Source organism: Bacillus songklensis, assembly GCF_042649685.1.
Taxonomy (GTDB): Bacteria; Bacillota; Bacilli; order Bacillales; family Bacillaceae_H; genus Bacillus_BA; species Bacillus_BA songklensis.
On the sequence record NZ_JBHRZT010000020.1, the window covers coordinates 686006 to 708032 of the forward strand.

20 protein-coding genes and 1 other annotated feature are annotated in these 22027 nt (G+C 40.0%); of the genes, 1 reads left to right on the top strand and 19 read right to left on the bottom strand.

The features are described from left to right. Positions 1 to 9: 9 nt before the first annotated feature. Both infC and thrS read right to left on the bottom strand, forming a co-directional pair. A complete protein-coding gene (gene infC, locus ACFOU2_RS06485; protein WP_377913345.1) occupies positions 10 to 561 on the bottom strand; it encodes a translation initiation factor IF-3 in 552 nt (183 codons plus the stop codon). A 37-nt stretch (positions 562 to 598) separates the two neighbouring features. After that, positions 599 to 728: a sequence feature (ribosomal protein L20 leader region), on the bottom strand. Positions 729 to 914: 186 nt separating this feature from the next. Beyond that, positions 915 to 2846, bottom strand: a complete 1932-nt coding sequence (thrS, locus tag ACFOU2_RS06490; RefSeq protein ID WP_377913347.1) for a threonine--tRNA ligase — start codon at positions 2844 to 2846, stop codon at positions 915 to 917. Positions 2847 to 2937: 91 nt separating this feature from the next. On the opposite strand from thrS, the gene ACFOU2_RS06495 reads away from it, so the two are divergent. Continuing rightward, positions 2938 to 3123, top strand: a complete 186-nt coding sequence (locus ACFOU2_RS06495) for a hypothetical protein (protein ID WP_377913349.1) — start codon at positions 2938 to 2940, stop codon at positions 3121 to 3123. Positions 3124 to 3259: 136 nt separating this feature from the next. On the opposite strand, the gene ytxC is transcribed toward ACFOU2_RS06495, so the two are convergent. From ytxC to ACFOU2_RS06580, 17 genes are all read right to left on the bottom strand, one after another. Further along, positions 3260 to 4132 carry a sporulation protein YtxC gene (gene ytxC / locus ACFOU2_RS06500; protein ID WP_377913351.1) on the bottom strand — a complete coding sequence of 291 codons (873 nt, stop codon included), beginning with the start codon at positions 4130 to 4132 and terminating at the stop codon, positions 3260 to 3262. A 90-nt stretch (positions 4133 to 4222) separates the two neighbouring features. After that, entirely contained in the window at positions 4223 to 5182 is a 960-nt protein-coding gene (gene dnaI, locus ACFOU2_RS06505) for a primosomal protein DnaI (protein WP_377913353.1), read from the bottom strand. A 3-nt stretch (positions 5183 to 5185) separates the two neighbouring features. Continuing rightward, on the bottom strand, positions 5186 to 6607 hold the full coding sequence (locus tag ACFOU2_RS06510) for a replication initiation and membrane attachment family protein (protein ID WP_377913355.1): 1422 nt from the start codon (positions 6605 to 6607) through the stop codon (positions 5186 to 5188). Between the two features lie 60 nt (positions 6608 to 6667). Continuing rightward, on the bottom strand, positions 6668 to 7129 hold the full coding sequence (nrdR, locus tag ACFOU2_RS06515) for a transcriptional regulator NrdR (RefSeq protein ID WP_377913357.1): 462 nt from the start codon (positions 7127 to 7129) through the stop codon (positions 6668 to 6670). Positions 7130 to 7196: 67 nt separating this feature from the next. After that, entirely contained in the window at positions 7197 to 7616 is a 420-nt protein-coding gene (locus ACFOU2_RS06520) for a cytosolic protein (RefSeq protein WP_377913616.1), read from the bottom strand. An 86-nt stretch (positions 7617 to 7702) separates the two neighbouring features. Continuing rightward, the gene (gene speD / locus ACFOU2_RS06525) at positions 7703 to 8083 is read right to left on the bottom strand and encodes an adenosylmethionine decarboxylase (protein WP_377913359.1); all 381 of its coding nucleotides are present in this window, start codon (positions 8081 to 8083) and stop codon (positions 7703 to 7705) included. 362 nt (positions 8084 to 8445) lie between these two features. Beyond that, positions 8446 to 9477, bottom strand: coding sequence for a glyceraldehyde-3-phosphate dehydrogenase (locus ACFOU2_RS06530; protein ID WP_377913361.1), 1032 nt, complete (start codon positions 9475 to 9477; stop codon positions 8446 to 8448). Between the two features lie 178 nt (positions 9478 to 9655). Then, on the bottom strand, positions 9656 to 10258 hold the full coding sequence (coaE, locus tag ACFOU2_RS06535; RefSeq protein WP_377913363.1) for a dephospho-CoA kinase: 603 nt from the start codon (positions 10256 to 10258) through the stop codon (positions 9656 to 9658). Between the two features lie 29 nt (positions 10259 to 10287). Then, on the bottom strand, positions 10288 to 10923 hold the full coding sequence (ytaF, locus tag ACFOU2_RS06540) for a sporulation membrane protein YtaF (protein WP_377913365.1): 636 nt from the start codon (positions 10921 to 10923) through the stop codon (positions 10288 to 10290). A gap of 109 nt (positions 10924 to 11032) precedes the next feature. Further along, positions 11033 to 11863: a DNA-formamidopyrimidine glycosylase gene (mutM, locus tag ACFOU2_RS06545; RefSeq protein WP_377913367.1), complete on the bottom strand. Its 831-nt coding sequence runs from the start codon at positions 11861 to 11863 to the stop codon at positions 11033 to 11035. 18 nt (positions 11864 to 11881) lie between these two features. Further along, entirely contained in the window at positions 11882 to 14515 is a 2634-nt protein-coding gene (polA, locus tag ACFOU2_RS06550) for a DNA polymerase I (protein WP_377913369.1), read from the bottom strand. A gap of 356 nt (positions 14516 to 14871) precedes the next feature. Further along, entirely contained in the window at positions 14872 to 15807 is a 936-nt protein-coding gene (hflC, locus tag ACFOU2_RS06555; RefSeq protein WP_377913370.1) for a protease modulator HflC, read from the bottom strand. Further along, positions 15800 to 16780: an FtsH protease activity modulator HflK gene (gene hflK, locus ACFOU2_RS06560; RefSeq protein ID WP_377913371.1), complete on the bottom strand. Its 981-nt coding sequence runs from the start codon at positions 16778 to 16780 to the stop codon at positions 15800 to 15802. Before hflK ends, hflC begins: the two co-directional genes overlap by 8 nt. A 309-nt stretch (positions 16781 to 17089) precedes the next feature. After that, positions 17090 to 18865, bottom strand: coding sequence for a two-component system histidine kinase PnpS (pnpS, locus tag ACFOU2_RS06565; protein WP_377913372.1), 1776 nt, complete (start codon positions 18863 to 18865; stop codon positions 17090 to 17092). Continuing rightward, positions 18858 to 19574, bottom strand: coding sequence for a response regulator (locus ACFOU2_RS06570; protein WP_377913373.1), 717 nt, complete (start codon positions 19572 to 19574; stop codon positions 18858 to 18860). The genes pnpS and ACFOU2_RS06570 overlap by 8 nt, the downstream gene beginning before the upstream one ends. A 651-nt stretch (positions 19575 to 20225) precedes the next feature. After that, the gene (gene mdh / locus ACFOU2_RS06575) at positions 20226 to 21164 is read right to left on the bottom strand and encodes a malate dehydrogenase (protein WP_377913374.1); all 939 of its coding nucleotides are present in this window, start codon (positions 21162 to 21164) and stop codon (positions 20226 to 20228) included. Positions 21165 to 21284: 120 nt separating this feature from the next. Next, positions 21285 to 22027, bottom strand: a 743-nt coding sequence (locus tag ACFOU2_RS06580) for an isocitrate/isopropylmalate family dehydrogenase (RefSeq protein WP_377913375.1), incomplete at its 5' end; no start/stop codon positions are given.

The window sequence follows — 22027 nt, forward strand, 5'->3', positions numbered from 1 at the left end:
CTCGTTCAATTACTTTTCATTTTTAGGTGCTAAAACTAAGAACATGCTGCGTCCATCCATCTTAGGAGCAGCCTCTATTGAGCCGACATCAGCACAAGCTTCTGAAAAACGATCAAGTACTCGTTGACCGATTTCCTTATGCGTAATAGCACGGCCTTTAAAGCGAATGCTTGCTTTTACTTTATCGCCTTTTTCAAGGAACTTACGCGCATTGCGAAGTTTCGTATCGAAGTCATGTTGATCAATTGTTGGACTTAAACGAACTTCTTTTAGGCTAATAATCTTTTGGTTTTTGCGAGCTTCTTTTTCTTTCTTTTGTTGCTCAAAGCGGAATTTACCGTAATCCATAATGCGGCATACCGGTGGTTTCGCATTTGGAGCAACCATAACAAGATCTTGATTTACGCGCGACGCAATCTCTAGCGCTTCTTGTTTCGTTTTAATACCTAATTGTTCTCCGTTTTGGTCAATTAAACGAACTTCGCGAGCACGAATGCCCTCGTTTACCATCATATCCTTGCTAATAAGTAGCCACCTCCAAGGTTTTATGAGCGAATACATCGTTTGAGCAGACGCACACTGTCTTGTTCAAACAGAACCCACAAAAAAAGTGTGAGTACATACCGCACCCACACTTTATATTTACACATACGTAAATAGTCAAATTCATACCTGCCAACTGCTTATTGCGTCAATCAGGTGAGAAGCGGGTGCTTCTGCTTTCGCACAAACAAGTATTCAATTACCTTTCCAATTATAACATGTACAACGAGACATGTCAATGTGAAAAGCTACTCTAATCGCAACAAAAATTATTTTAACAGAATCAAATTACTAATGCAACAACTTTTTTCGGATTTTTATTCGGATAAAAAACTGGAAGGAGCGACCTCCCAGTTTTTAAGCGCTGCTTTTTACTTCGCTACTTCTTGTTTTAAAGAAGCCCTGAATTGTTCAAAATTAACTGTTTCCGATTTTTGCTCACCGTATTTGCGTACGTTCACGGCACCTTCTTCCACCTCTTTATCCCCTACGACAAGCATGTAAGGGATTTTTTGCATTTGGGCTTCACGGATTTTATAGCCGATTTTTTCATCACGCTCATCCAGTTCTACACGGAAACCTTCAAGTTGCAACTTTTCCTGTACGTGTTTTGCATAATCCAAGTGAACCTCAGGAGATACAGGAATGACTTGGACTTGGACAGGCGCTAACCAAGTCGGGAACGCTCCCTTGTATTCCTCGATTAAGAAAGCAACAAATCGTTCCATTGTAGATACAACACCACGGTGAATAACAACCGGACGGTGCTGTTTACCATCTTCTCCTACATATGTTAAGTCAAAGCGCTCCGGCAATAAGAAATCAAGCTGTACTGTAGATAATGTCTCATCTTTACCAAGGGCTGTACGAACTTGAACATCCAATTTCGGACCATAGAATGCCGCTTCACCTTCCGCTTCATAATAATCTAAGCCAAGCTCGTCCATTGCCTCTTTTAACATGCTTTGCGCTTTTTCCCACATTGCATCATCATCATAATATTTTTCTGTATCTTGCGGATCACGGTAAGATAAGCGGAATGAGTAGTCGCTTAGATCGAAGTCTTTATAAACCGCTAAAATCAAGTTTACTACACGCTTGAACTCATCTTTAATTTGGTCAGGACGTACGAAAATATGAGCATCATTTAGTGTCATACCGCGTACACGCTGTAAACCTGATAACGCACCTGACATTTCATAACGGTGCATTGTACCAAGTTCTGCAATACGGATTGGCAATTGACGATAGCTGTGAATTTCATTTTTATAAATCATCATATGATGCGGGCAGTTCATCGGACGAAGAACAAGCTGCTCGTTATCCATTTCCATGGCCGGGAACATGCCGTCTTGATAATGATCCCAGTGACCGGATGTTTTATAAAGCTCCACGCTCCCTAAAACAGGTGTATACACATGTTGATAACCTAAACGCTCTTCTTTATCCACAATGTAACGCTCAATTACGCGGCGAATAGCGGCGCCTTTTGGCAGCCATAAAGGAAGGCCTTGTCCCACTTTTTGAGAGTTTGTGAATAAGTTCAGTTCTTTCCCAAGCTTGCGGTGGTCGCGCTCTTTCGCTTCTTCCAATAAACGGAGATGTTCAGCTAAATCTTCTTTTTTAAAGAATGCTGTACCGTAAATACGCTGCAACATCTTGTTTTTGCTGTCACCACGCCAGTAGGCACCTGCAATGCTCAATAACTTGAACTCTTTGATTTTACCAGTTGAAGGAACATGAACCCCGCGGCAAAGATCGAAGAATTCGCCTTGTTCATAAATTGAAACGGTCTCGCCTTCAGGAATGGCTTCAATCAGTTCAAGCTTTAAGTTATCCCCGATTTCCTCGTACAGTTTAATAGCATCTTCACGGGATACCTCTTTACGAACGATTTCCAAGTTTTCATTCACAATTTTTTTCATTTCTTTTTCAATGTTGACAAGGTCTTCTGGAGTAATGGATTCCTCCATATCAATGTCATAGTAGAAGCCGTTTTCAATAACAGGCCCTACACCAAGCTTCACATTTTTATATAAACGTTTGATCGCTTGCGCCATTAAGTGGGCTGTACTGTGACGTAAAATCTCTAAGGCGTCTTGTGTATCCTGCGTTACGATTTCAATGCTTCCATCTTCTTGGATTGGTGTACGTAAATCGATTAATTCGCCGTTAAATTTTCCGGCGATTGATTTTTTCTTTAAACCGGGACTGATTGAGCCGGCAATGTCTTCTGTTGTTGCACCTTTCGGAAACTCCTTTACAGCACCATCTGGAAATGAGATTTTTACCATATCAGACATGTTGTGACACTCCTTTTATATAGTTGAGGTTCGTTAAAACCTTTTTTAAACAATAAAAAACCCGTCCCTCAAATAAGGGACGAGATATATCGTGGTTCCACCCTTGTTCCTGTTTCAGCGAATGATCAGCGGCGAATCTCTTCGCCTCCAAGTCGACGATGATCAGCGGCGAATCTTTTATGTAAGTGAGTCACCAGCCAAAACAGCTCAAGAATTGATAACGGCAATACCGTCAGTAATTACTGAAATGCATCATTTGTTCACTACTGAAGTTTAGAGGCGGTAAATATATTTCTCGTGATAGAAAGCTCCCAGCCTTGGCTTCCCTCTCTGTAAACCGTAAAAATATACTCGTGTCCTCGTCATGACCTATGTCCATATAAGATTATGTGTTCATTATAAGTTCTTTATTTCTAGAAATCAACCTCTTGTCGATAGTTGTTTTGGCCCATTAAAACAAAATCTTGCTTACAGCGGATTGTTACTTTTTCTTGAAAAATATTTTGAAGTGTATAAATGATGGAATGGGATGGACAATCTGTATAAATGTAAATTCGGGAAGGCGCGATTGCTAGCAGCGGTTTGACTACGTCTTCATCTATGTATAGATTTGGGTGACACATCATCAATTCTCCCCTATATCGCTTCTTCTCCTCTTCTGTAATCTCTAAAAAATGCTCATCATACAAATAGAAACGCTGATCATGGACAATATGAACACTCTCTGTTTTTGAAGCCTGTTTATCGGCTATATAGCGAAGCTGGTCTAAAAGAACTTGATAATCCTGCTCCAATTTATATTCATCAATGCCAAGTTCTATATAATATATGAGTCGCTGTATATAGTCCTTTAGCCGAAACCTCATGAACGATTCAAACGTAAAGCTCACATTTCCCGTAAAAAAGCGCTTTAAAGAATCCGTGATAAGCTCTTCTATTGATTGTGGAAAGTTTTTTATTGGAACGTCTTCTTTTTCTCCGCTCATAAGGGAACGAATCATAGTGATAATTTGAAACCTTTCTTCCTCATCCGTGTAAAAGAACATTTCCTGTAAGATACGCACCATGATTTCTTCTTCTTTATGCACCAAAATATATTCCTTTACAACAGGAATGACTAATTTCCCTAGGACGATTTCACGGTTTGAGGACGTATCAATGATTAATAGCTGCTGTTCTACTAACTGAAAGCACGGATGAAAATATAATAAAGCGCTTTGTCGCGCACATAGCCGTTCATAAACGATTCGAGCATCGTTTTTTGACTTAAAAAATACTTTGATCAATCATATCCCCCCTTTAGGACACGCTTATTACTAATATGTATATGGGGGATTTCATAAAAAATGAGCAAGTGAAGAATACTTGCCCATTTTTTACTCTCTTTTATTTCGCCCGATTACTTCTACAGGAATTGCCAGGGTTTTGATACGCTCCATAATCCTTGCCGCCTTCACCTTTTCTTCTTCTCCTCGCTGCGTGTAGGTTAAATGGTGTTCAAGTTCTTTTAAATTCAAATTGGAGGTAAAAAAGGTTGGCAAGTTTTCCAGCATGCGGAATTGAAGAATGGCTCCCAGTACATCATCCCTCATCCAACTCGTGACCGATTCCGCTCCTATATCATCAAGCATAAGAACAGGTGACTTCTTCACGAATTCAATTTTTTCATTAAAACTTTGATCCTGGAAAGAACCTTTTAATTCCCTAAGAAACTCCGGCAAATATACGATGAGAGAACGCACTTTTCTTTCGGCCAACTGATTGGCTATGGCTCCTAACAGATATGTTTTTCCAACACCGAACGGGCCAAATAAATAAAGACCCTTCATTCTCTTCTCAGGATTGTAATTCCGTAAAAATTCATGGGCTAATTTGATTGCCTCGATTCGTCCCTGCTCGATCTCAATATCTGCAAGTGATGCTCTTAATATATCTTTTGGCACGTACAAGCTTTGAATGAATTCCTCCTGTTCTTTTCGTTCATCATCACGGACTTTACTTGGACAGCGTTCGTACTGCAAGTCAATCGTTTTTCCTTGAATGACTAAACGAGGCTGATATCCCTGTAACATATTGACGCATTTTCCAAGTGATTCACATTGTTCACAACGTTTGCTTTGCGTCGTATACTCATACAATTTAATCAGGCTTCGCTCAATCATTTGATTATCTACTATTTCTCTATGTTCATTGATGAATGCCGCAATATCGGGATCCTTCATGATTTCACTTTTCAACGACTGAAATCTTTTTTGAAAGTCTTCTTTTTTGACTAATTCTTGTAAAGCATTATTTATTCGCTGCAATTCGCTCACCGCTTTCTTGCCTGTCAGCATGAGTTATGTTTGTTTCCGCTGACGATATTGTTGTAATTCTTCCTCTAATTTTCGCTTTTCTTCCTCAAAGTCCACAACAGCAGGTGCTTCTTCTTTCTTTTCTTTCTTTTCTTCCTTTTTGCCTTGAAGCCAATCTGGTACGATTTCTTTTCTGATTGCGGTCTTACGGGTTGAACGCTTTGCTTGCTTGGTTTCCGTCCAGTTTTGATATTGCTTTTGCTCATGTTTTGCGAGTTCCATCGCTTCTTTTACGGTTTTAATCTTCTTTCTTGCCCAATGGCTTGCGATTTTTTCAACATACGCTTTAGACAACTTCATATCTGCCTTTAGCATAACATAGTAAATAAGAACATTCACAACACCAGGGGTCAGCTTCTGGTGAAACAGCACATCCTCTATAATTTGCAAATCCGATTGAGCCGGCTCTGCTCCTCCTGAAAGCTCAATTAACAATTGTTTGGGAGAAATCGTTTCAAGCTGGCGAATCAACTGCTCTTCTTGCGTTTGGGGCACTTTTTCATTCATCGTCCGTAAAGCAGCTGATTGAATTTGTTCTACAAGATGCGGAAGCTCATTCCCATGTTCGAATTGATAAAAATCACGTGCGGATTTTCGCAATAATTCAATATCAATTTGGTCATTCTCATCTAATGAGCTCAGCACAATATTTTTCATCTGGAGTGCATCAATGCCATACAAGAAGGCCAATTTTTCAATGGCGTTTTTTACCTTTGTTGTTATTGCTTTCTTAGGAACAAGCGATTCACTGAGCCCCGCATAAAATAGCTCAAAATCGAATGTTTCATCGATGATATTAATGTGCCCTTTGGTAGAGGTGGACATATATTGAAACGAAGGGTCCGCTCTTAAATCTTTCTGCGCTTCTTCTCCTATATTGCTAATCATTTCACTCGTATGAAGGGAACGAAAAACATCATTGAAAGAGCGGGTAACCGACTGAAATCCACCCTCTTCTAACGAACGGTCAGAGAAATAATGTTTTACTTTTTGAAAAATGCTTTTCCCCAGTCGATTATATAAGTAGATATTTAATACACCATCGTTAAAAAATTGTTCCGGTGTAAGCGGAGGCATGAGTTCGTAAACAAATAGACGGCTGTCCTCCTCTTGTTTTACATACGTTTTTAACAAGCCGATTCCTTCAAGTTTTAGACGCTCCTCATAAATGGTCCGCAAGTTCATCTGCATCATCGCCATCAAGTAATGATGGGTCGATTCTTTCCCCCATAAGCGGTCTTGTTCCAGCTCACTCCACAATGTCATATATAAGCTAAAGCAAACAGAACCGACTAGTGGTTGGTAAAGCATCGTTAATACTTTACGGTCGTAATCCTGAAGAATGCCATTTGAGCGCACAATATACCGATCCACGGGAATCAATTCTTTCCAATGCTGTTCTGCCATATCATTCGAACCTTTCTATAAGATAAAAAAAGAGCTTAAAGGGGTCCTTATGAGCTCTTTTTACGCACGTTCTTTTTTTATTAGTTCTTTTAACTCGTCAATAAACACATTAATATCTTTAAATTGTCGATAAACGGACGCAAAGCGCACATAAGCCACTTCATCAATTTTTGCTAAACGCTCCATTACCATCTCACCGACCGCCTCTGATTTCACTTCTGCCACTCCCTGACTGCGAAGCTCTTTTTCAATGTCGAATATGGTATCTTCAAGTTGTTTTAAAGTAACAGGACGTTTTTCACAAGCCTTGATTAGCCCGCGCAAAAGCTTGTCCTTACTAAATTCTTCTCTTGCTCCATCCTTTTTTACAACGATAAGGGGAAGTTCTTCGACTTTTTCAAACGTTGTAAACCGGTAATGGCATTGTTCGCATTCACGTCTTCTGCGGATAGACCGTCCTTCCTCAATAGGACGAGAGTCCAATACTCTTGTTCCATTAAAATGACAAGAAGGGCACTTCATTCTCTCAGCTCCAATAATTTCTTTTAATCTCATCTTATAGAAAATGATGTGCGAATACAAGTCTATCCTACTGAAATCTTGATTGCTTCGTTAATGATTGTCCCGTTTTCATAAGTACTAATTTTTGGTCCAATAGCTCGTACATTTTCTTTACCAATTCTTTGCTATAACCGAAATCAAAGGGAATAAAAACGGTTTCGGTTGTTACCGAGAAATCAACAGCTGTTTCAAACGGTCTTAGGGAGACAACACTGATGACCATAAACGCTTTCTTTCCCTTTTTTATATTCACGCTTATTTCGCCATGTTCTTCCGAAGCTGATAACAACTCAAACCCATCCAATTCTTCCACCAATTTTTTGATTGCCGTAAATGCATTGGCTGTTGTCGCTTTATAGTAGTGTGTTCTTAATTGGTCATTGTCATGATGATCAGCCGTTTCACAGTGATTAGAGAATGCTTGTTTTAAAGATTGCAGCAGACCCATTTGCTCCAACTCCTCCTTACTAAATTATTACAGAATATAATAAAAAGAGGTGCATAAAATACACCTCTCGTCATTTTTCACATTCATTAAAGAGCTTTCACTTGCGCTTGTTTTACCTGCACAGGGCCCATACCGCGCGGTACTTCAATTGTTTCGCGAGTTTGAGCTCCTAACGCTTCTGCAATATAATCAGCAGCGATTGTAGGATCTAAATCTCCACATGTATATACATCAATGCTTGCATAACCATGTTCAGGGAAGCTGTGGATGGTTAGATGGGATTCAGAAATAATCACCACACCACTTACACCTTGTGGAGCAAACTTATGGAACGCTACTTCACGAACTTCAGCGCCTGATTTTAACGCAGCATCTACAAATGTCTTTTCAATAAACTCCATATCATTCAACTTATCAAAATCGCAACCCCATAACTCCGAGATTACGTGACGACCCATTGTTTCCATATTAATGGTTCCCCCTTTAACAAATTTTGATCGACTAATCATGAAATCCTTTGCTGTATGGAATGTCAACTACCACGGGGGAAAGTTAGTCCAAAGAGGTCCTAACCCTTTAAGTAGCCACATCGCCGAAGCGGATTAAGAAGTTCACGAAACATAGTATACTTTGTTTAATTTAATTTTGCAACACATGATTTTATATTTTTTTCATGAGATTGTTAAAGGGTATTTGCGGCGATTCTTTATTACTTTATCCTAAACTTCGTGGAGATAAACGCAAAATTAAAAATGCGCTTATCCTGGTAATGGTTAAGCGCATACAAAGAAATACCATTCAATTCATTATTTGGTAAACAAATTTATCATTATCCAATTTTCATCATTGAGGGTCGGGCCATTTTGGCTGCCATATATTTAACTAAATCCACCACTCTTGTTGAATAGCCCCACTCATTATCATACCAGGCAAGCACTTTTACCTTACGCTGATCCATAACCATTGTAGAGAGACCATCAATAGTGGCAGAATGAGGGTTCGTATTAAAGTCGATGGACACAAGCGGTTCAACCGTGTAATCAAGAATCCCTTTTAATGTTCCCCCAGCTGCTTGCATGAAAGCTGTGTTTACTTCATCTACTGTTACGTCCTTTTTCACATCAACCACCAAATCCACTAAAGAGACGTTTGGTGTTGGAACACGTAAAGACATTCCGTGTAATTTACCTTCTAAATGAGGCAAGACAAGAGCTAACGCTTTCGCTGCACCTGTTGTTGTTGGAATAATGGACTGCGCACAAGAACGGGCACGGCGTAAATCTTTGTGTGGATTATCGATATTCTTTTGATCGTTTGTATAAGCATGAACCGTTGTCATCAAACCATTTTCAATTCCAAACGCATCATCGAGCACTTTTACAACAGGCGCTAAACAATTTGTTGTACATGAAGCATTGGACACAATGAAGTGCTTTTCCACATCAAACTTATCTTCGTTGACTCCCATTACAATAGTAATGTCCTCATCCTTTCCAGGTGCTGTTAGCACTACTCTTTTCGCACCTGCGTCCAAATGAAGCTTTGCATTGTCACGTGAATTGAATTTTCCGGTTGCTTCAATGACAAGGTCAATATTTAGGTCCTTCCAAGGTAAGTATAAAGGATCGCGCGAACTCAAAAGTTGAACCGTTTTACCGTTTACAATTAAGGCGTCATCTCCCGAAATAACTTCCCCCTCGAATTTACCGTGAACAGAATCATATTTCAATAAATGGGCTAACGTCTCGGCAGGATAACTTGCATTTACTGCCACCACCTCAATGTTTTCCTCATTTATAATGTTGCGAAACACCATTCTTCCGATTCTCCCAAAACCATTAATAGCAACTCTTGCTTTCATGGCTAATCCCCTCTCTATATATGTCATACTTATTTAACGTTTATCACAGTTTGAGTATAACACATTTGAACAAAAAACGGTTGATTAAAATATCTATTTTTAAATTAAAAATATTTCGAAAAATATAAAAGGGCTGACTCGAAGGAATAAAAAACATTCCTTCGAGTCAGCCCTTTGTTCATGAAAGAACATTCCACTTGGCGAGGATGGCTAATAATTGTCTCTTTGTTTCGTCAATGGACCCGTTATTATTAATGACCTCATCGGCAAGGGGCACTTTTTGGCTAAGCGGCATCTGTGATTGAATCCTTGCTTCCGCTTCCGCCTCTGTAAAATGGTTTCTCTTCATTAAACGTTCAAGCTGAACATGATCATCCACAAATATCAATAAAATCTTATCCACAAGGGAAGTTAACTTGCTTTCAAACAGCAAGGGGATATCCAATACAACGGTTGAATGCCCTTCTTGCAAAAATGCCTCTTTTTGTGCAAGCATTTCTTTTCGAACAGCCGGATGAACAATTTGATTCAATAACTGCCTCTTTTCTTCTTGATGAAACACAATGGCTCCTAATTTGGCACGATCAATTTGTAAATCGGGTGCTAAAATATCCACTCCAAATGTCCGTACAATTTCTTCATAGGCTGGTTTATCTTTTTGAACTACTTCTCTTGCGATTTGATCAGCATCAATAACAGGAATGGAAAGTTCCTTTAACATATTAGAAACTGTGCTTTTCCCGCTGGCGATACCTCCTGTTAAACCAATAACAAGAGCCATATTCGTTTCCCCTTTCTTCGATCTAAAAACTATAAGCGCAAAATCCCCAACATAATCAGCAGCACTCCAGGTATAAAGGAAAATGCTCGCATCCATTTGAAGCCGGCAAGAACTTTTCCGCACTTTATTCCCATCGATAAGAAAAACGAGCTCATCACCGCTACAATTATGGCTAAATAAATGGGAGAGTAGCCCAGGAGCGCTGCACCAATCCCCGCACCAAATGCATCCAAAGACAAGGCCAAACCAAGCATGATTGCTTCGATTCCAGTGATGGAGCCCGATTGGTCAAAGTCAGCGGCAGTTGGCTTTTTCAATATGTGAATGACAACACCAAATGATTTGATTTCCAGCTTCCATAACACTTTTTCTTCTGGAGGGGAAGGAGATGAATCTTCAGGACGAAAAAACTGATAGAGCACATAGGCTCCAAGCATAACTAAAATAAATCCCCCGACCTTTTCTGTTAATTGCGGTGAGAATAAACGGGCAATTCCCTTTCCTAATACCATTGAAAGCCCCAACGACACTGCAGAACACATAGAAATAATGACAATGGATTTTAACGGAATGAACATATTTCGAAGCCCGTATGTGAGCCCTACACTGAAACTGTCTAAGCTGACTGCAAAAGCCAAAATAAATAAGGAAAGCGTACTGATCATCGTTCGGCTCCTTCCATTCATGTTTCTACGTTAGTATATGGAAAGAGCCCATCCATTGTTTATGCCTTTCTAAGGAGCAGTAGATATGAACGCGATTAATTTCACTTTATTAATCAAGACGCTGGCACTGAGGACAGATATGGGTTCCTCTGCCGCTTACCACCATTTTTTCAATGGCTGTACCGCACCTTTGGCATGCTTCTCCCTTTTTGCCGTACACAAATAACTGAAGCTGGAACATGCCGATTTCACCTTGTGTATTGACATATGTTCGGATGGTGCTTCCGCCTTTTTCTACTGCTTCTTTTAGTGTCTCAACAATTTCTTGATGAAGTTTCGTTACTTCCTCTTTATTTAACTGATTGGCTGTCCTTTCCGGATGGATTCCGGCCCGAAACAATGCTTCATCTACATAAATGTTCCCAAGTCCGACCACTGCTTTTTGATCCAGCAACACGGCTTTTATTTTCCGATTTGTTTTTTGCAGCTGTTCATATAAGGCAGCGGGAGTGAATTGATCAGAAAACGGCTCAGGGCCTAACTGGGCCAATGGCGGGGATAATTCTTCTTCTCCTTTTTTAAACAGATGCATCGTACCGAATTTCCGGACATCGCGATAGCGAAGCTCCGTTCCATCAGTAAATTCAAAAAATACATGAGTATGTTTGTCATATGGTTCTTCTCTCTCATATAGACCATACCGTCCCTCCATACGCAAATGAGAGACGAGCACATAATCATCCAAATAAATTTTCAAAAACTTGCCGCGGCGCCCTACATCGTAAATCCTTTGTCCAATGAGAGCATCCCTGAATTGCTGCACTTCTTCCGGCTTTTTCACAATATTGGGCCATAATACCTTTATATCTTGAATCGTTTTTCCTTTTGCTAATTTAAGGAGTGTCCGTCTAACGGTCTCAACTTCCGGGAGCTCAGGCATTTTGTTCACTTCCTTTACTTACTTTGCGTCAAACCAAGTCTTTCCGTATGAATAATCAACTTTGAGAGGAACGTTTAGTTCAATGGCTTGTTCCATGACTTCCGGGACAAGCCGCTTTAGCTTCTCAATCTCTTCCTCTGGTGCTTCAAAAATCAATTCGTCATGTACTTGCAACAATAACTTTGTTTGCAGTTTCTCCTCTTGAAGGCGCTCCGCCATATCAATCATTGCCTTTTTGATGATATCGGCTGCACTTCCTTGAATTGGAGTATTCATCGCTGTACGTTCAGCAAAGCTGCGCAAATTAAAGTTGCGGCTCGTAATGTCAGGAATATAACGGCGACGATGCAATAAAGTGGTGACATAGCCTTTTTCTTTAGCATCCCTTACGCTCTCTTCCATGTACTCTTTTACACCGGGAAAACTGTCTAAATAGCGTTCGATAAATTTCCCTGCCTCTTTTCTTGTAATTCCTAAACTTTGTGATAATCCATAATCACTAATTCCATAAACAATCCCAAAGTTTACCGCTTTAGCCTGACGTCTCATATTGGCTGTCACTTCTTCCGCTTTGACATGGAAGACATCCATGGCTGTTTTCGTGTGAATGTCCATATCATGGTTAAACGCGTCAATCAATTTCTCATCCTTAGCAATATGGGCAAGGACACGAAGTTCAATTTGCGAATAATCCGCCGCAAAAATGACCCAGCCTTCTTGAGAAGGAACAAATGCTTGTCTGATTTTTTTCCCCTCTTCAAGTCGAATCGGGATATTTTGCAAATTAGGATCTGTTGAACTTAAACGCCCTGTTTGGGTCAATGTTTGATTAAAGCGTGTATGAACTTTATCCGTTTCTTTATGAATGACTTTCTTTAATCCCTCAATATACGTGGACTGCAATTTTCCGAGCTGGCGGTAATGCAAAATTTGTGGAATGATTTCATGGGCCTCTGCCAGCTGTTCCAACACATCCGCTGAAGTAGAATAGCCGGTTTTAGTCTTCTTGATAACAGGAAGGTTCAGCTTTTCGAAAAGGATGGACCCAAGCTGCTTAGGAGAGTTGATGTTGAACTCTGTTCCTGCCAATTCATAAATATTTTTTTCAATCTCGTTCAGCTGCTCGCTGATTTCCTCTCCCATATTGTTTAAACGATTGAGATCAACTTTAACCCCTTGGTATTCCATATCTGCCAAAATGAAAGAAAGCGGCATTTCTAGTTCGGTGAACAACTCATATTGTTCATTTTCTTTTAGCTCTTGCAGCATTTGTGAACGTAATTGATATAATGCGACGGCTTTTCTGATTATATGTTCTGCCACGATCTTCTCTTCCGGCACATGTCGTTTGGCCCCTTTTCCATAAACCGCTTCCTCTGACCTTATCTGTGTATAGCCTTTATTCTTCGCGATGGTTGCCATGTCTTCTGTTGAATCAGCAGGGTTTAAAATGTATGAAGCAATTAACAAATCAAACTCGATGCCTTCCAAGGCTAAGCCTCTCCACTTTAAGGCGACAATCGACTTTTTGCCGTCGAACACATATTTCTTTTTGCTTTCATCTCCCAACCAGGCTTTGAAGACGGAAGACTGAAGGGCTGCTTCCGCTGGAATGAAATATTGCCCTTGATTATGCACAAGGCCAAATCCGACCAGTTCCGCATGATGGTAATTATCATCCGCCATCTCTACAATAAGGGCTGCTTCATCTTGTAGTATGGCTTCCGTAATGTCCTTTAAACGTTCAAAGCTAACTTCTTCAAGATCTTCTTTCGTTTCATCAACCGCGGTTCCTTCAATCTTTTCTAATAAAGAGTTAAATCCAAGTTCCTTGAACAGTTCGATCACTTTTTCCTGGTTATATCCCTCATAAGTTAGATTGTCTAACTCGATTTCCACTGGCGCTTCACGGGTAATGGTAGCTAGCTCCTTGCTCATGATAGCTTGATCGCGGAATTCTTCCAACTTTTCTTTTAGTTTTTTTCCGTTCACTTGTCCAATGGCATTTAGTAACTCTTCAACCGTGCCATGTTCCTTCAATAACTTTAAAGCGGTCTTCTCCCCGATTCCCGGTACGCCGGGAATATTGTCTGAATTATCACCCATCAGTCCCTTCATATCAATAATTTGGGCAGGGGTAATCCCATACTTTTCTTGAATGGCTTCAGGCGTGTAGGAGTCAACATCCGTAATTCCTTTTCTTGTGATATCAACCGTCGTATGAGGTGAAACAAGTTGAAGTAAATCTTTATCACCGGAAATGACTTTGACTTCAAACCCTTCTTGCTCCGCTTGTGTTGACATTGTTCCGATAATGTCGTCCGCTTCGTAGTTAGTAAGTTCATAGCGTTGAACTTTATATGCATCGAGTAATTCGCGAATAAACGGAAATTGCTCTGATAGCTCAGGGGGAGTCTTTTGTCTTCCACCTTTATATTCTTTAAAAGTTTCATGACGAAATGTTGTTTTTCCCGCATCAAATGCCACGAGCATATGCGTCGGCTTTTCCTCTTCCAAAATACGCATCAGCATCATCGTAAATCCATACACAGCATTTGTATGAATTCCTTTATCGTTATTCAGTAAAGGAAGCGCAAAGAACGCCCTATAGGCAATACTATTTCCATCAATCAACACTAATTTTTTGGACATACCTCATCCTCCATTTATGGTATTCAGCACTAACTTGTCAAATTATCATACCCTTATTCTAGCAGAACAAGGGACAGAAGGAAAAACGGACAGCTTATAATAAAAATCAGACTTCTATCACCAGGGGTCCCGCCAGTCTTAGGATGTGACAAAAAATAAGCCGGGGGGTGACCCAAAAGGGGAAAAATCGCCCCTTTTGAGTCACCCCCCGCAAAATGGACCGTTATATAAATCCAGTAGCACCATGGGTTTTGATTGATGGTCCATTTTGCATAAAACATAAAATCCATCATTTTTTTGAACTTATGGGTCAGCCTCAGCCAAGTTGCTGCTCCCTTTCGACAGAAAGACAAGCATTAATTTGAATTCCCCAGTAAAAGTCTCGTATACGGAGAATCAGCCGGAAGAACAATGACAGTTTCATCATCAATTGTTTTTATATATGATTTTAGCGTACGATATAGCTCATAGAATTGTGGATCTTTAGAATAAGAGCTGTTATAAATGCGGGCTGCTTCCGTTTCACCCTGTCCGCGTATTACCTCTGCATCCGCGTTGGCTTTGGCCAGCATCTCTTTTACTTCTTTGTCCGTTTGGGCTGTAATGCGATTTTTTTGTGCATCCCCCATCGACAAGTACTCCTGGGCTTTTGTTTCACGCTCTGAAATCATGCGTGTATAGACAGACTGCTCATTTTCCGGAGGTAAATCCGTTCGTTTCATGCGCACATCCGAAACAGTGATTCCGTAATTCCCTTTTGCCAACAGCTCATTCACTTGTTCCGTGACACGATCATTTACACTTCCTCTTTTCGCTTTTTCATCATTGATAATTTCATCATAGTTCAATTGTCCTAATTCAGCGCGGAGAACAGAAAAGATAAACTCTCCCATTTTGGTTTCCGCGTTTACAACAGACCGGGCATTGGAAATCATCTTTTTTGGATCTTCAATTTTCCAGACTGCATAGTTATCGACGAGCATACGCTTTTTATCTTTTGTATTGATTTCAGCCTCTTGCACATCGTAAACCATCTGGTATTTCGGCAGTGATGTAACCGATTGAATAAACGGAACTTTAAAGCTCAATCCCGGCTTGGATTCAATTCTTACCACTTCACCGAATTGGCGAATAACCTTATACTCGCTTTCTTTGACGATAAATACATTGCTTAAAAGAAAGCCGAGCAAAAGAATGATCAATAAAACCATGGATCCACTCTTCGTATATTTTCTCCAGTCCATGGACCCTTTCGTTTTTTCCTTCATATCCACTATATTTCCATTACTCATTTTGCCCACTTCCTTCTTTCTGAACTGGCGGTACCGCCTGTGTTTCCTTCTGCTTTTGAGCAGGTTGAATGGGCAAATATTTCATGGTATTTCCGTCATCTTTCATAATATAGATCTGTGCGTTCGGAAGGACTTGGTCGATTGTCTCGAGAATAAGGCGCTGTTTTGTAATATCAGGTGCATTTTTATATTCGTTATACAACGAGTTAAAAATAGCGACATCACCGCGGGCAGATTCAATGCGGGCTGCCTTATCCCCTTGGGCTGTTGAGATAATTGCATCCTTTTCCCCTTCCGCCTCTTTCGTCCGTTTATTGCGGTATTTATTCGCTTCGTTAATTTTCGTATTCATCGTTTCCCGAGCATCCGTTACATTCGTAAAAGCTTTCCTTACTTCCTCATTTGGCAGTTCAACATCCTGCAGCTTTACACTTAATATAGAAACCCCGATATCATAACTATCTACCAGGTCAGAAAGCAGGTCTCTTACTTGACCTTCAATTTCCGCTTTTCCTGACGTTAATGCATCATCAATTTTAGAGCTTCCGATGATGCTTCTTAACGAAGCACTTGTTGCATTATATAAAATTTTTTTCGGCTCTTCAGAATTATATAAGTATTTCTCCGGATTAGTGATTTTCCACTGGACAACCATGTCAGCCAGTACGATATTTTCATCACCAGTAATCATTTTGGTATCTTTTGGAAACTCCTTGATTTCACCATCTTTTTCTTTATACCCGAACTGTAAACTAAATGTTTCTTTTGATAATTTTTGTACCTTCTGAATGGGCCATGGCAATTTAAAATGAAGACCAGGCTCTGCCACTCCCTCATCTACGGCACCAAACGTGGCGATAACCGCCTGTTCAGACTCATCGACTGTATACCAGGTGGTAAAAGCGACAATCCCCAACAGTAAAATCCCAAGTCCAATGCCAACATACCTACTGATTCGCCTAGCACTCACCATCTGTAACACCTCTCTCCTCTCGTTCCACTTTTTCATACGAATATATGTATTAAAAGTTTCAAAATATGTAAATTTACATAACCTCTTTGTCAATCCATTTAAGATGAAAGAACAGAAACGCGTGAATAGGAGAAAGCATGGAGAGAGATCATCATTATTCTTCAACAAAGCGCTTTCTTAACATGCAAAAAAGAAGAGGTGGAAACAGCATGCTGTTTCCACCTTTCCACATTGGCTCCTTGGATGAAGGGGTTTCCAAAGATAAGTCTATCAACGTTTTATTAAGATAATTTAAACAAACTGTAAAATTCACGTAAATTTTTTTGAAGATTTGTAAAATGTGACTGTAAAGGTAGTCCCTTCTCCTACTTTACTTGCCACTTCAATTTTCCCATGATGGGCTTCAATTAGGTGCTTAACGATCGCAAGTCCTAATCCAGTGCCGCCTGAGTTTCGGCTTCTCGCTTTATCTACCCGATAGAACCGTTCGAAGATTCTCGGTATTTCCTCTTCACTGATTCCGATGCCTGTGTCCCGTACACTAATCTCAACACGATCCTCTTTCTCTTTCGCCCAAATATCAATAAAACCTCCGGCAGGTGTGTACGTAAGCCCATTATTGATTAAATTAATAAAAATTTGCTTCACGCGGAGCGGGTCGGCTTCAATATATAAAGGTTCATCCGGTAAGCGCAGCTCCATACTAATATTTTTGTCTGCCGCTTTGCCAGAAAGCATCATAGAGATTTCTTCAAACAACTCCTGCAAATGAACAGGCTGAATGGTTAACTTAAATCCCTGTTGCTCAATTTTGGACAAGTCCAGCAAATCTTGAATGAGGCCTTGCATCCGGTGACTTTCATTTAGGATAATCGTTAAAAATTGTTCCCGGATTTGCTCGTCTTCTCCCGCACCTTCAAGGAGCGTTTCCGCAAATCCCTTAATCGAGGTAATAGGTGTCTTTAATTCATGAGAAACGTTTGCCACAAAATCTTTACGCATTTGCTCGAGCTTTTTCAACTCCGTAATGTCATGAAAAACAAGAACGACCCCTTTCCATTCATCATTTAGGCCAATAATCGGGGCGCCATATACATCAAAATGTTTCCTCTCGATTTTCATCGGCAAAACAAGCTGTTTTCGAGTGTTTGTTTCTGTCATGAAAATTTCTTCTACGAGCGAAATCACTTCTTTATGCCGAAATGCCTCATAATATAAGTGATATAGGTAATCGGACGATTCAATTTTAAACTGCTCTTTATATGCTTTATTGACAAGATTGATGTATCCTCTACTATCAATTAAAATCAAACCGCTTCCCATATTCTCGATTAAAGTTCGCAACCGATCTTGTTGCATTTCCTGTGTGCTGATCAAATCCTGAAGATTGCGTGCAAGCATATTGATTGCTTGACTGAGCATGCCTGTCTCGTCCACATAATCTTCGTATGTTCTTGCTTTATAGTTCCCTTTCGCAAGTTCCATGGCTACTTGGGTGGCGGACTCAATTGGTTTCGTATATTGGGTCATAATTCGCACACCAAGAAGCAGAATAACAATTAGAGCCATGCCAAGGCTTCCAATCAGCAAGCCCCAAATTTGCTGATTGATTTTATTGAACGAATCAACAGATGTACTTAATACAATAAAACCAATATGCTGACCCTTATCTGTTAACGGCACGCCATAATAATAAAGATTATATTGCTCCTCTACCTTGTAAAAGCCTTTTTTGTTTTGTAGTTTTCCACGGACGATTTCCTCAATGACGGCCCTGCTCTCTTCTTTGATTTCTTTCCCGGTCCCATTGGAGTCAATCAGTACCTTTCCGTTTTTGTGTATAATGGTTGTTCTAACATTTAGTGTAGAACTAACTTGGTCCAGCTTATTTTGCAAAAACGGGTTCGTTAGTCCCTCTTCTTGTACAAGAAGTTCGACCACTTTTGCTTCTTTTTCCATTCGTTCATGAAAATTTTGCAGATAAAAGCTTTTAAAAAGTTGTCCTAAAAGCAAGCCCAGTCCAATTAATACAATGATAATTAAAATAAGGAGTGCAAAAAGAAGTCGTGATCGAAACTTATTCATCAAATTTTGGCTCCTCTAACTTATAGCCAAGTCCTCTTATTGTTTTAATGTATAAAGGCTTTCTTGAGTTCTTTTCGATTTTCTCACGAAGATGACTAATATGAACATCTACAATGCGGGTGTCACCCGCAAAGTCATAATTCCAAACGGCACTTAATAATTGGTCACGTGTTAAAACGCGGCCTTTGTGTTTAGAAAGGTAGAGCAGCAACTCGAACTCCTTCGGTGTCAATTCTAATCGCTCATCTAAAAAATAAGCTTCATAATGTTCCGGCAAAATCTTTAAATCTCCAATAAAAATACGTTCCCCTTCTTCATCTGCCGTCACTTCAGGTACACTAATCTGCGCCCGGCGCAAAATCGCCTTTACCCTTGCTACTACTTCACGCGGACTAAACGGCTTTGTCATATAATCATCGGCTCCTAATTCCAGTCCGAGCACTTTATCGAATTCATCATCCTTCGCTGTCAGCATTAAAATAGGAGTCATAATCTTTTGTTGACGAAGTCTCTTGCAAACTTCAATTCCATCCATTTTCGGTAACATTAAATCCAATACAATCAAATCCGGGCGTTCCTCAATAGCCATATAATAGCCTTCTTCTCCATCTTTTGCGGTCATCACATTAAAGCCAGCCTGTTGTAAGTTATATTGCAACAATGTAGCAATCGATTGTTCATCATCCACAACTAATAACTTCTTACCCATACATGCCTCCAAGTTTCTGAATTAAAACCCTGCCTTCATCCATACCTCTGTGTATATTTAGTTTACTTCCATCATACAATGATTTGTTGAAGTTCTCAATGAGGGGAGCTAAAAAGGGGGATTTCCCTTTTTAGCTCCCCTTAAGAAATAAAAAGAGTTGTCCAATAAATTCTTAAAAGATGACAATCATATTTTTAAACTGAAATGAACCGTCAAAGAAACCCTTGGCTATACTTGGATTTCTCATGACGGTTCATTTTTGTTTTTTCTTATACCAACTGTTTTGTGGGCTGTTACGCCTAGAAGTTTTCGAATATATGATGTTCAATAGTGTTGGTTTTGAATGTTAACTTTTCTCCAACTTTCATTTCTTCGATGGGCCTTCCTGTTTTCCTTTTTTCCCTAACATAAAAAAGTTACCTCCGCACCGTTTTTTTGAAAACGTTTATATTTATGTATGTATGTAAGAAGGAAAATTCGGGGTGTCCCTCGAATTTTCCTTCTTTCTTTATATGTTAAGAAAGGATAAGTTGGCAGCCCAGCTGCAGGTACGGTAAAGGGACCCGATTTTAAGTCTTAAGTATAAGTACAACTACGCCACTGCCTTCGCCTTTACAGGCTCGCCAATCGGCGAGTTTTCTTTATATATAATTAAGCTAATACGTTCATTACGTTCTTAACGGATTCGACTGATTTATTTAATGCTGTTTTTTCTTCTTCTGTCAGTTCTAATTCGATTACTTTTTCGATACCATTTGCTCCTAAGATTGTTGGAACCCCTAGGTAAATACCATCATATCCATATTCGCCTTCTAGGAAAGCAATAGCAGGTAACACACGGCGTTGATCCTTTAGGATGGCTTCTGCCATTTCTACTAGGGAAGCTGCAGGTGCATAGTACGCACTGCCGTTTCCTAATAGATTTACAATTTCACCGCCGCCTTTACGAGTACGTTCTACAATCGCATCTAAACGATCTTTTGGAATAAGTGTTTCAAGAGGGATACCTCCAGCATAAGAGTAACGTACAAGAGGAACCATATCGTCACCATGACCGCCTAAAACGAAGCCGGTAATGTCTTTTACAGATAAGTTAAGCTCTTGTGCTACAAACGTACGGAAGCGGGCTGTATCTAAAACCCCAGATTGACCGATTACACGGTGTTTCGGGAAGCCAGACTCTTTATAAACTGTATATGTCATAGCATCTACCGGATTTGTTAACACGATAATTGTAGTATCCGGGGAATATTTAACGATTTCCTGAGTCACAGATTTCATGATCTTTGCATTTGTTGCAACAAGATCGTCACGGCTCATACCAGGTTTACGTGCAATACCTGCAGTAATGATTACAATATCAGAACCAGCAGTATCTTCGTAATTAGAAGTACCGATGATATTTGCATCAAATCCTTGAACAGGGCTTGCTTCAAGCATATCTAACGCTTTACCTTTTGTCGGATTTTCAAATTGTGGGATGTCAACGATTACAACATCTCCTAGTTCTTTTTGCGCTAATAAGAATGCTGTTGTTGCCCCTGTAAAACCTGCACCGATGACTGAGATTTTTTTACGTTTGATTGTCATGAAAAAGACCTCCCCCATTGTCTTAGACAAATTATTCCCTTTGTTTGACTCTTCAAATCTTTCATTTTTGACAGAACTGATAGCATCCCTTTGTGGAAAGGAATGCTATCAAATTATACTTTACTCCATGTTTTTGATTAATTCATCACCAAATTCAGAACATTTCACTTCTGTCGCCCCATCCATTAAACGGGCGAAGTCGTAAGTAACCACTTTAGAAGCAATTGTTTTCTCCATGGAAGAGATGACTAGTTTAGCCGCTTCATGCCAGCCAAGGTGTTCTAGCATTAATACACCTGAAAGGATAACAGAAGACGGGTTCACTTTATCAAGGCCGGCATATTTTGGTGCTGTACCGTGAGTCGCTTCAAAGATGGCATGTCCTGTTTCATAGTTGATGTTCGCTCCTGGAGCGATACCGATACCGCCAACTTGTGCAGCCAGCGCATCAGAAATATAGTCACCGTTTAAGTTCATCGTAGCCACTACGTCAAACTCGCGCGGACGAGTTAAAATTTGTTGTAGGAAGATGTCGGCAATCGCATCTTTTACGATGATTTTGCCAGCTGCTTCTGCTTCCGCCTGTGCTTTATTAGCCGCTTCTTTTCCTTCTGCTTCTACGATACGATCGTATTCAGCCCATGTAAATACTTTATCGCCAAACTCTTCCTCAGCCAATTGATAACCCCAGTTTTTGAAGGCACCTTCCGTAAACTTCATAATGTTTCCTTTATGAACAAGTGTTAATGATTTTCTGCCTTCGTTGATTGCATAGTTAAGGGCTGCACGAACAAGACGTTTTGTTCCTTCTTCTGAAACCGGCTTGATTCCTAGACCAGAAGTTTCAGGGAAGCGAATTTTAT

Bases quoted from the DNA above. Each gene is read 5' to 3' on its own strand.
- polA (WP_377913369.1), bottom strand. From the start codon at position 14,515: ATGTCCAAAAAATTAGTGTTGATTGATGGAAATAGTATTGCCTATAGG.
- infC (WP_377913345.1), bottom strand. From the start codon at position 561: ATGTATTCGCTCATAAAACCTTGGAGGTGGCTACTTATTAGCAAGGAT.
- hflC (WP_377913370.1), bottom strand. From the start codon at position 15,807: ATGAGTAATGGAAATATAGTGGATATGAAGGAAAAAACGAAAGGGTCC.
- hflK (WP_377913371.1), bottom strand. From the start codon at position 16,780: ATGGTGAGTGCTAGGCGAATCAGTAGGTATGTTGGCATTGGACTTGGG.
- ACFOU2_RS06530 (WP_377913361.1), bottom strand. From the start codon at position 9,477: ATGAAAGCAAGAGTTGCTATTAATGGTTTTGGGAGAATCGGAAGAATG.
- pnpS (WP_377913372.1), bottom strand. From the start codon at position 18,865: ATGAATAAGTTTCGATCACGACTTCTTTTTGCACTCCTTATTTTAATT.
- speD (WP_377913359.1), bottom strand. From the start codon at position 8,083: ATGGAAACAATGGGTCGTCACGTAATCTCGGAGTTATGGGGTTGCGAT.
- ACFOU2_RS06570 (WP_377913373.1), bottom strand. From the start codon at position 19,574: ATGGGTAAGAAGTTATTAGTTGTGGATGATGAACAATCGATTGCTACA.
- dnaI (WP_377913353.1), bottom strand. From the start codon at position 5,182: ATGCTGACAGGCAAGAAAGCGGTGAGCGAATTGCAGCGAATAAATAAT.
- ACFOU2_RS06520 (WP_377913616.1), bottom strand. From the start codon at position 7,616: ATGGGTCTGCTGCAATCTTTAAAACAAGCATTCTCTAATCACTGTGAA.
- thrS (WP_377913347.1), bottom strand. From the start codon at position 2,846: ATGTCTGATATGGTAAAAATCTCATTTCCAGATGGTGCTGTAAAGGAG.
- nrdR (WP_377913357.1), bottom strand. From the start codon at position 7,129: ATGAAGTGCCCTTCTTGTCATTTTAATGGAACAAGAGTATTGGACTCT.
- mdh (WP_377913374.1), bottom strand. From the start codon at position 21,164: ATGACAATCAAACGTAAAAAAATCTCAGTCATCGGTGCAGGTTTTACA.
- ytaF (WP_377913365.1), bottom strand. From the start codon at position 10,923: ATGATCAGTACGCTTTCCTTATTTATTTTGGCTTTTGCAGTCAGCTTA.
- ACFOU2_RS06510 (WP_377913355.1), bottom strand. From the start codon at position 6,607: ATGGCAGAACAGCATTGGAAAGAATTGATTCCCGTGGATCGGTATATT.
- coaE (WP_377913363.1), bottom strand. From the start codon at position 10,258: ATGGCTCTTGTTATTGGTTTAACAGGAGGTATCGCCAGCGGGAAAAGC.
- mutM (WP_377913367.1), bottom strand. From the start codon at position 11,863: ATGCCTGAGCTCCCGGAAGTTGAGACCGTTAGACGGACACTCCTTAAA.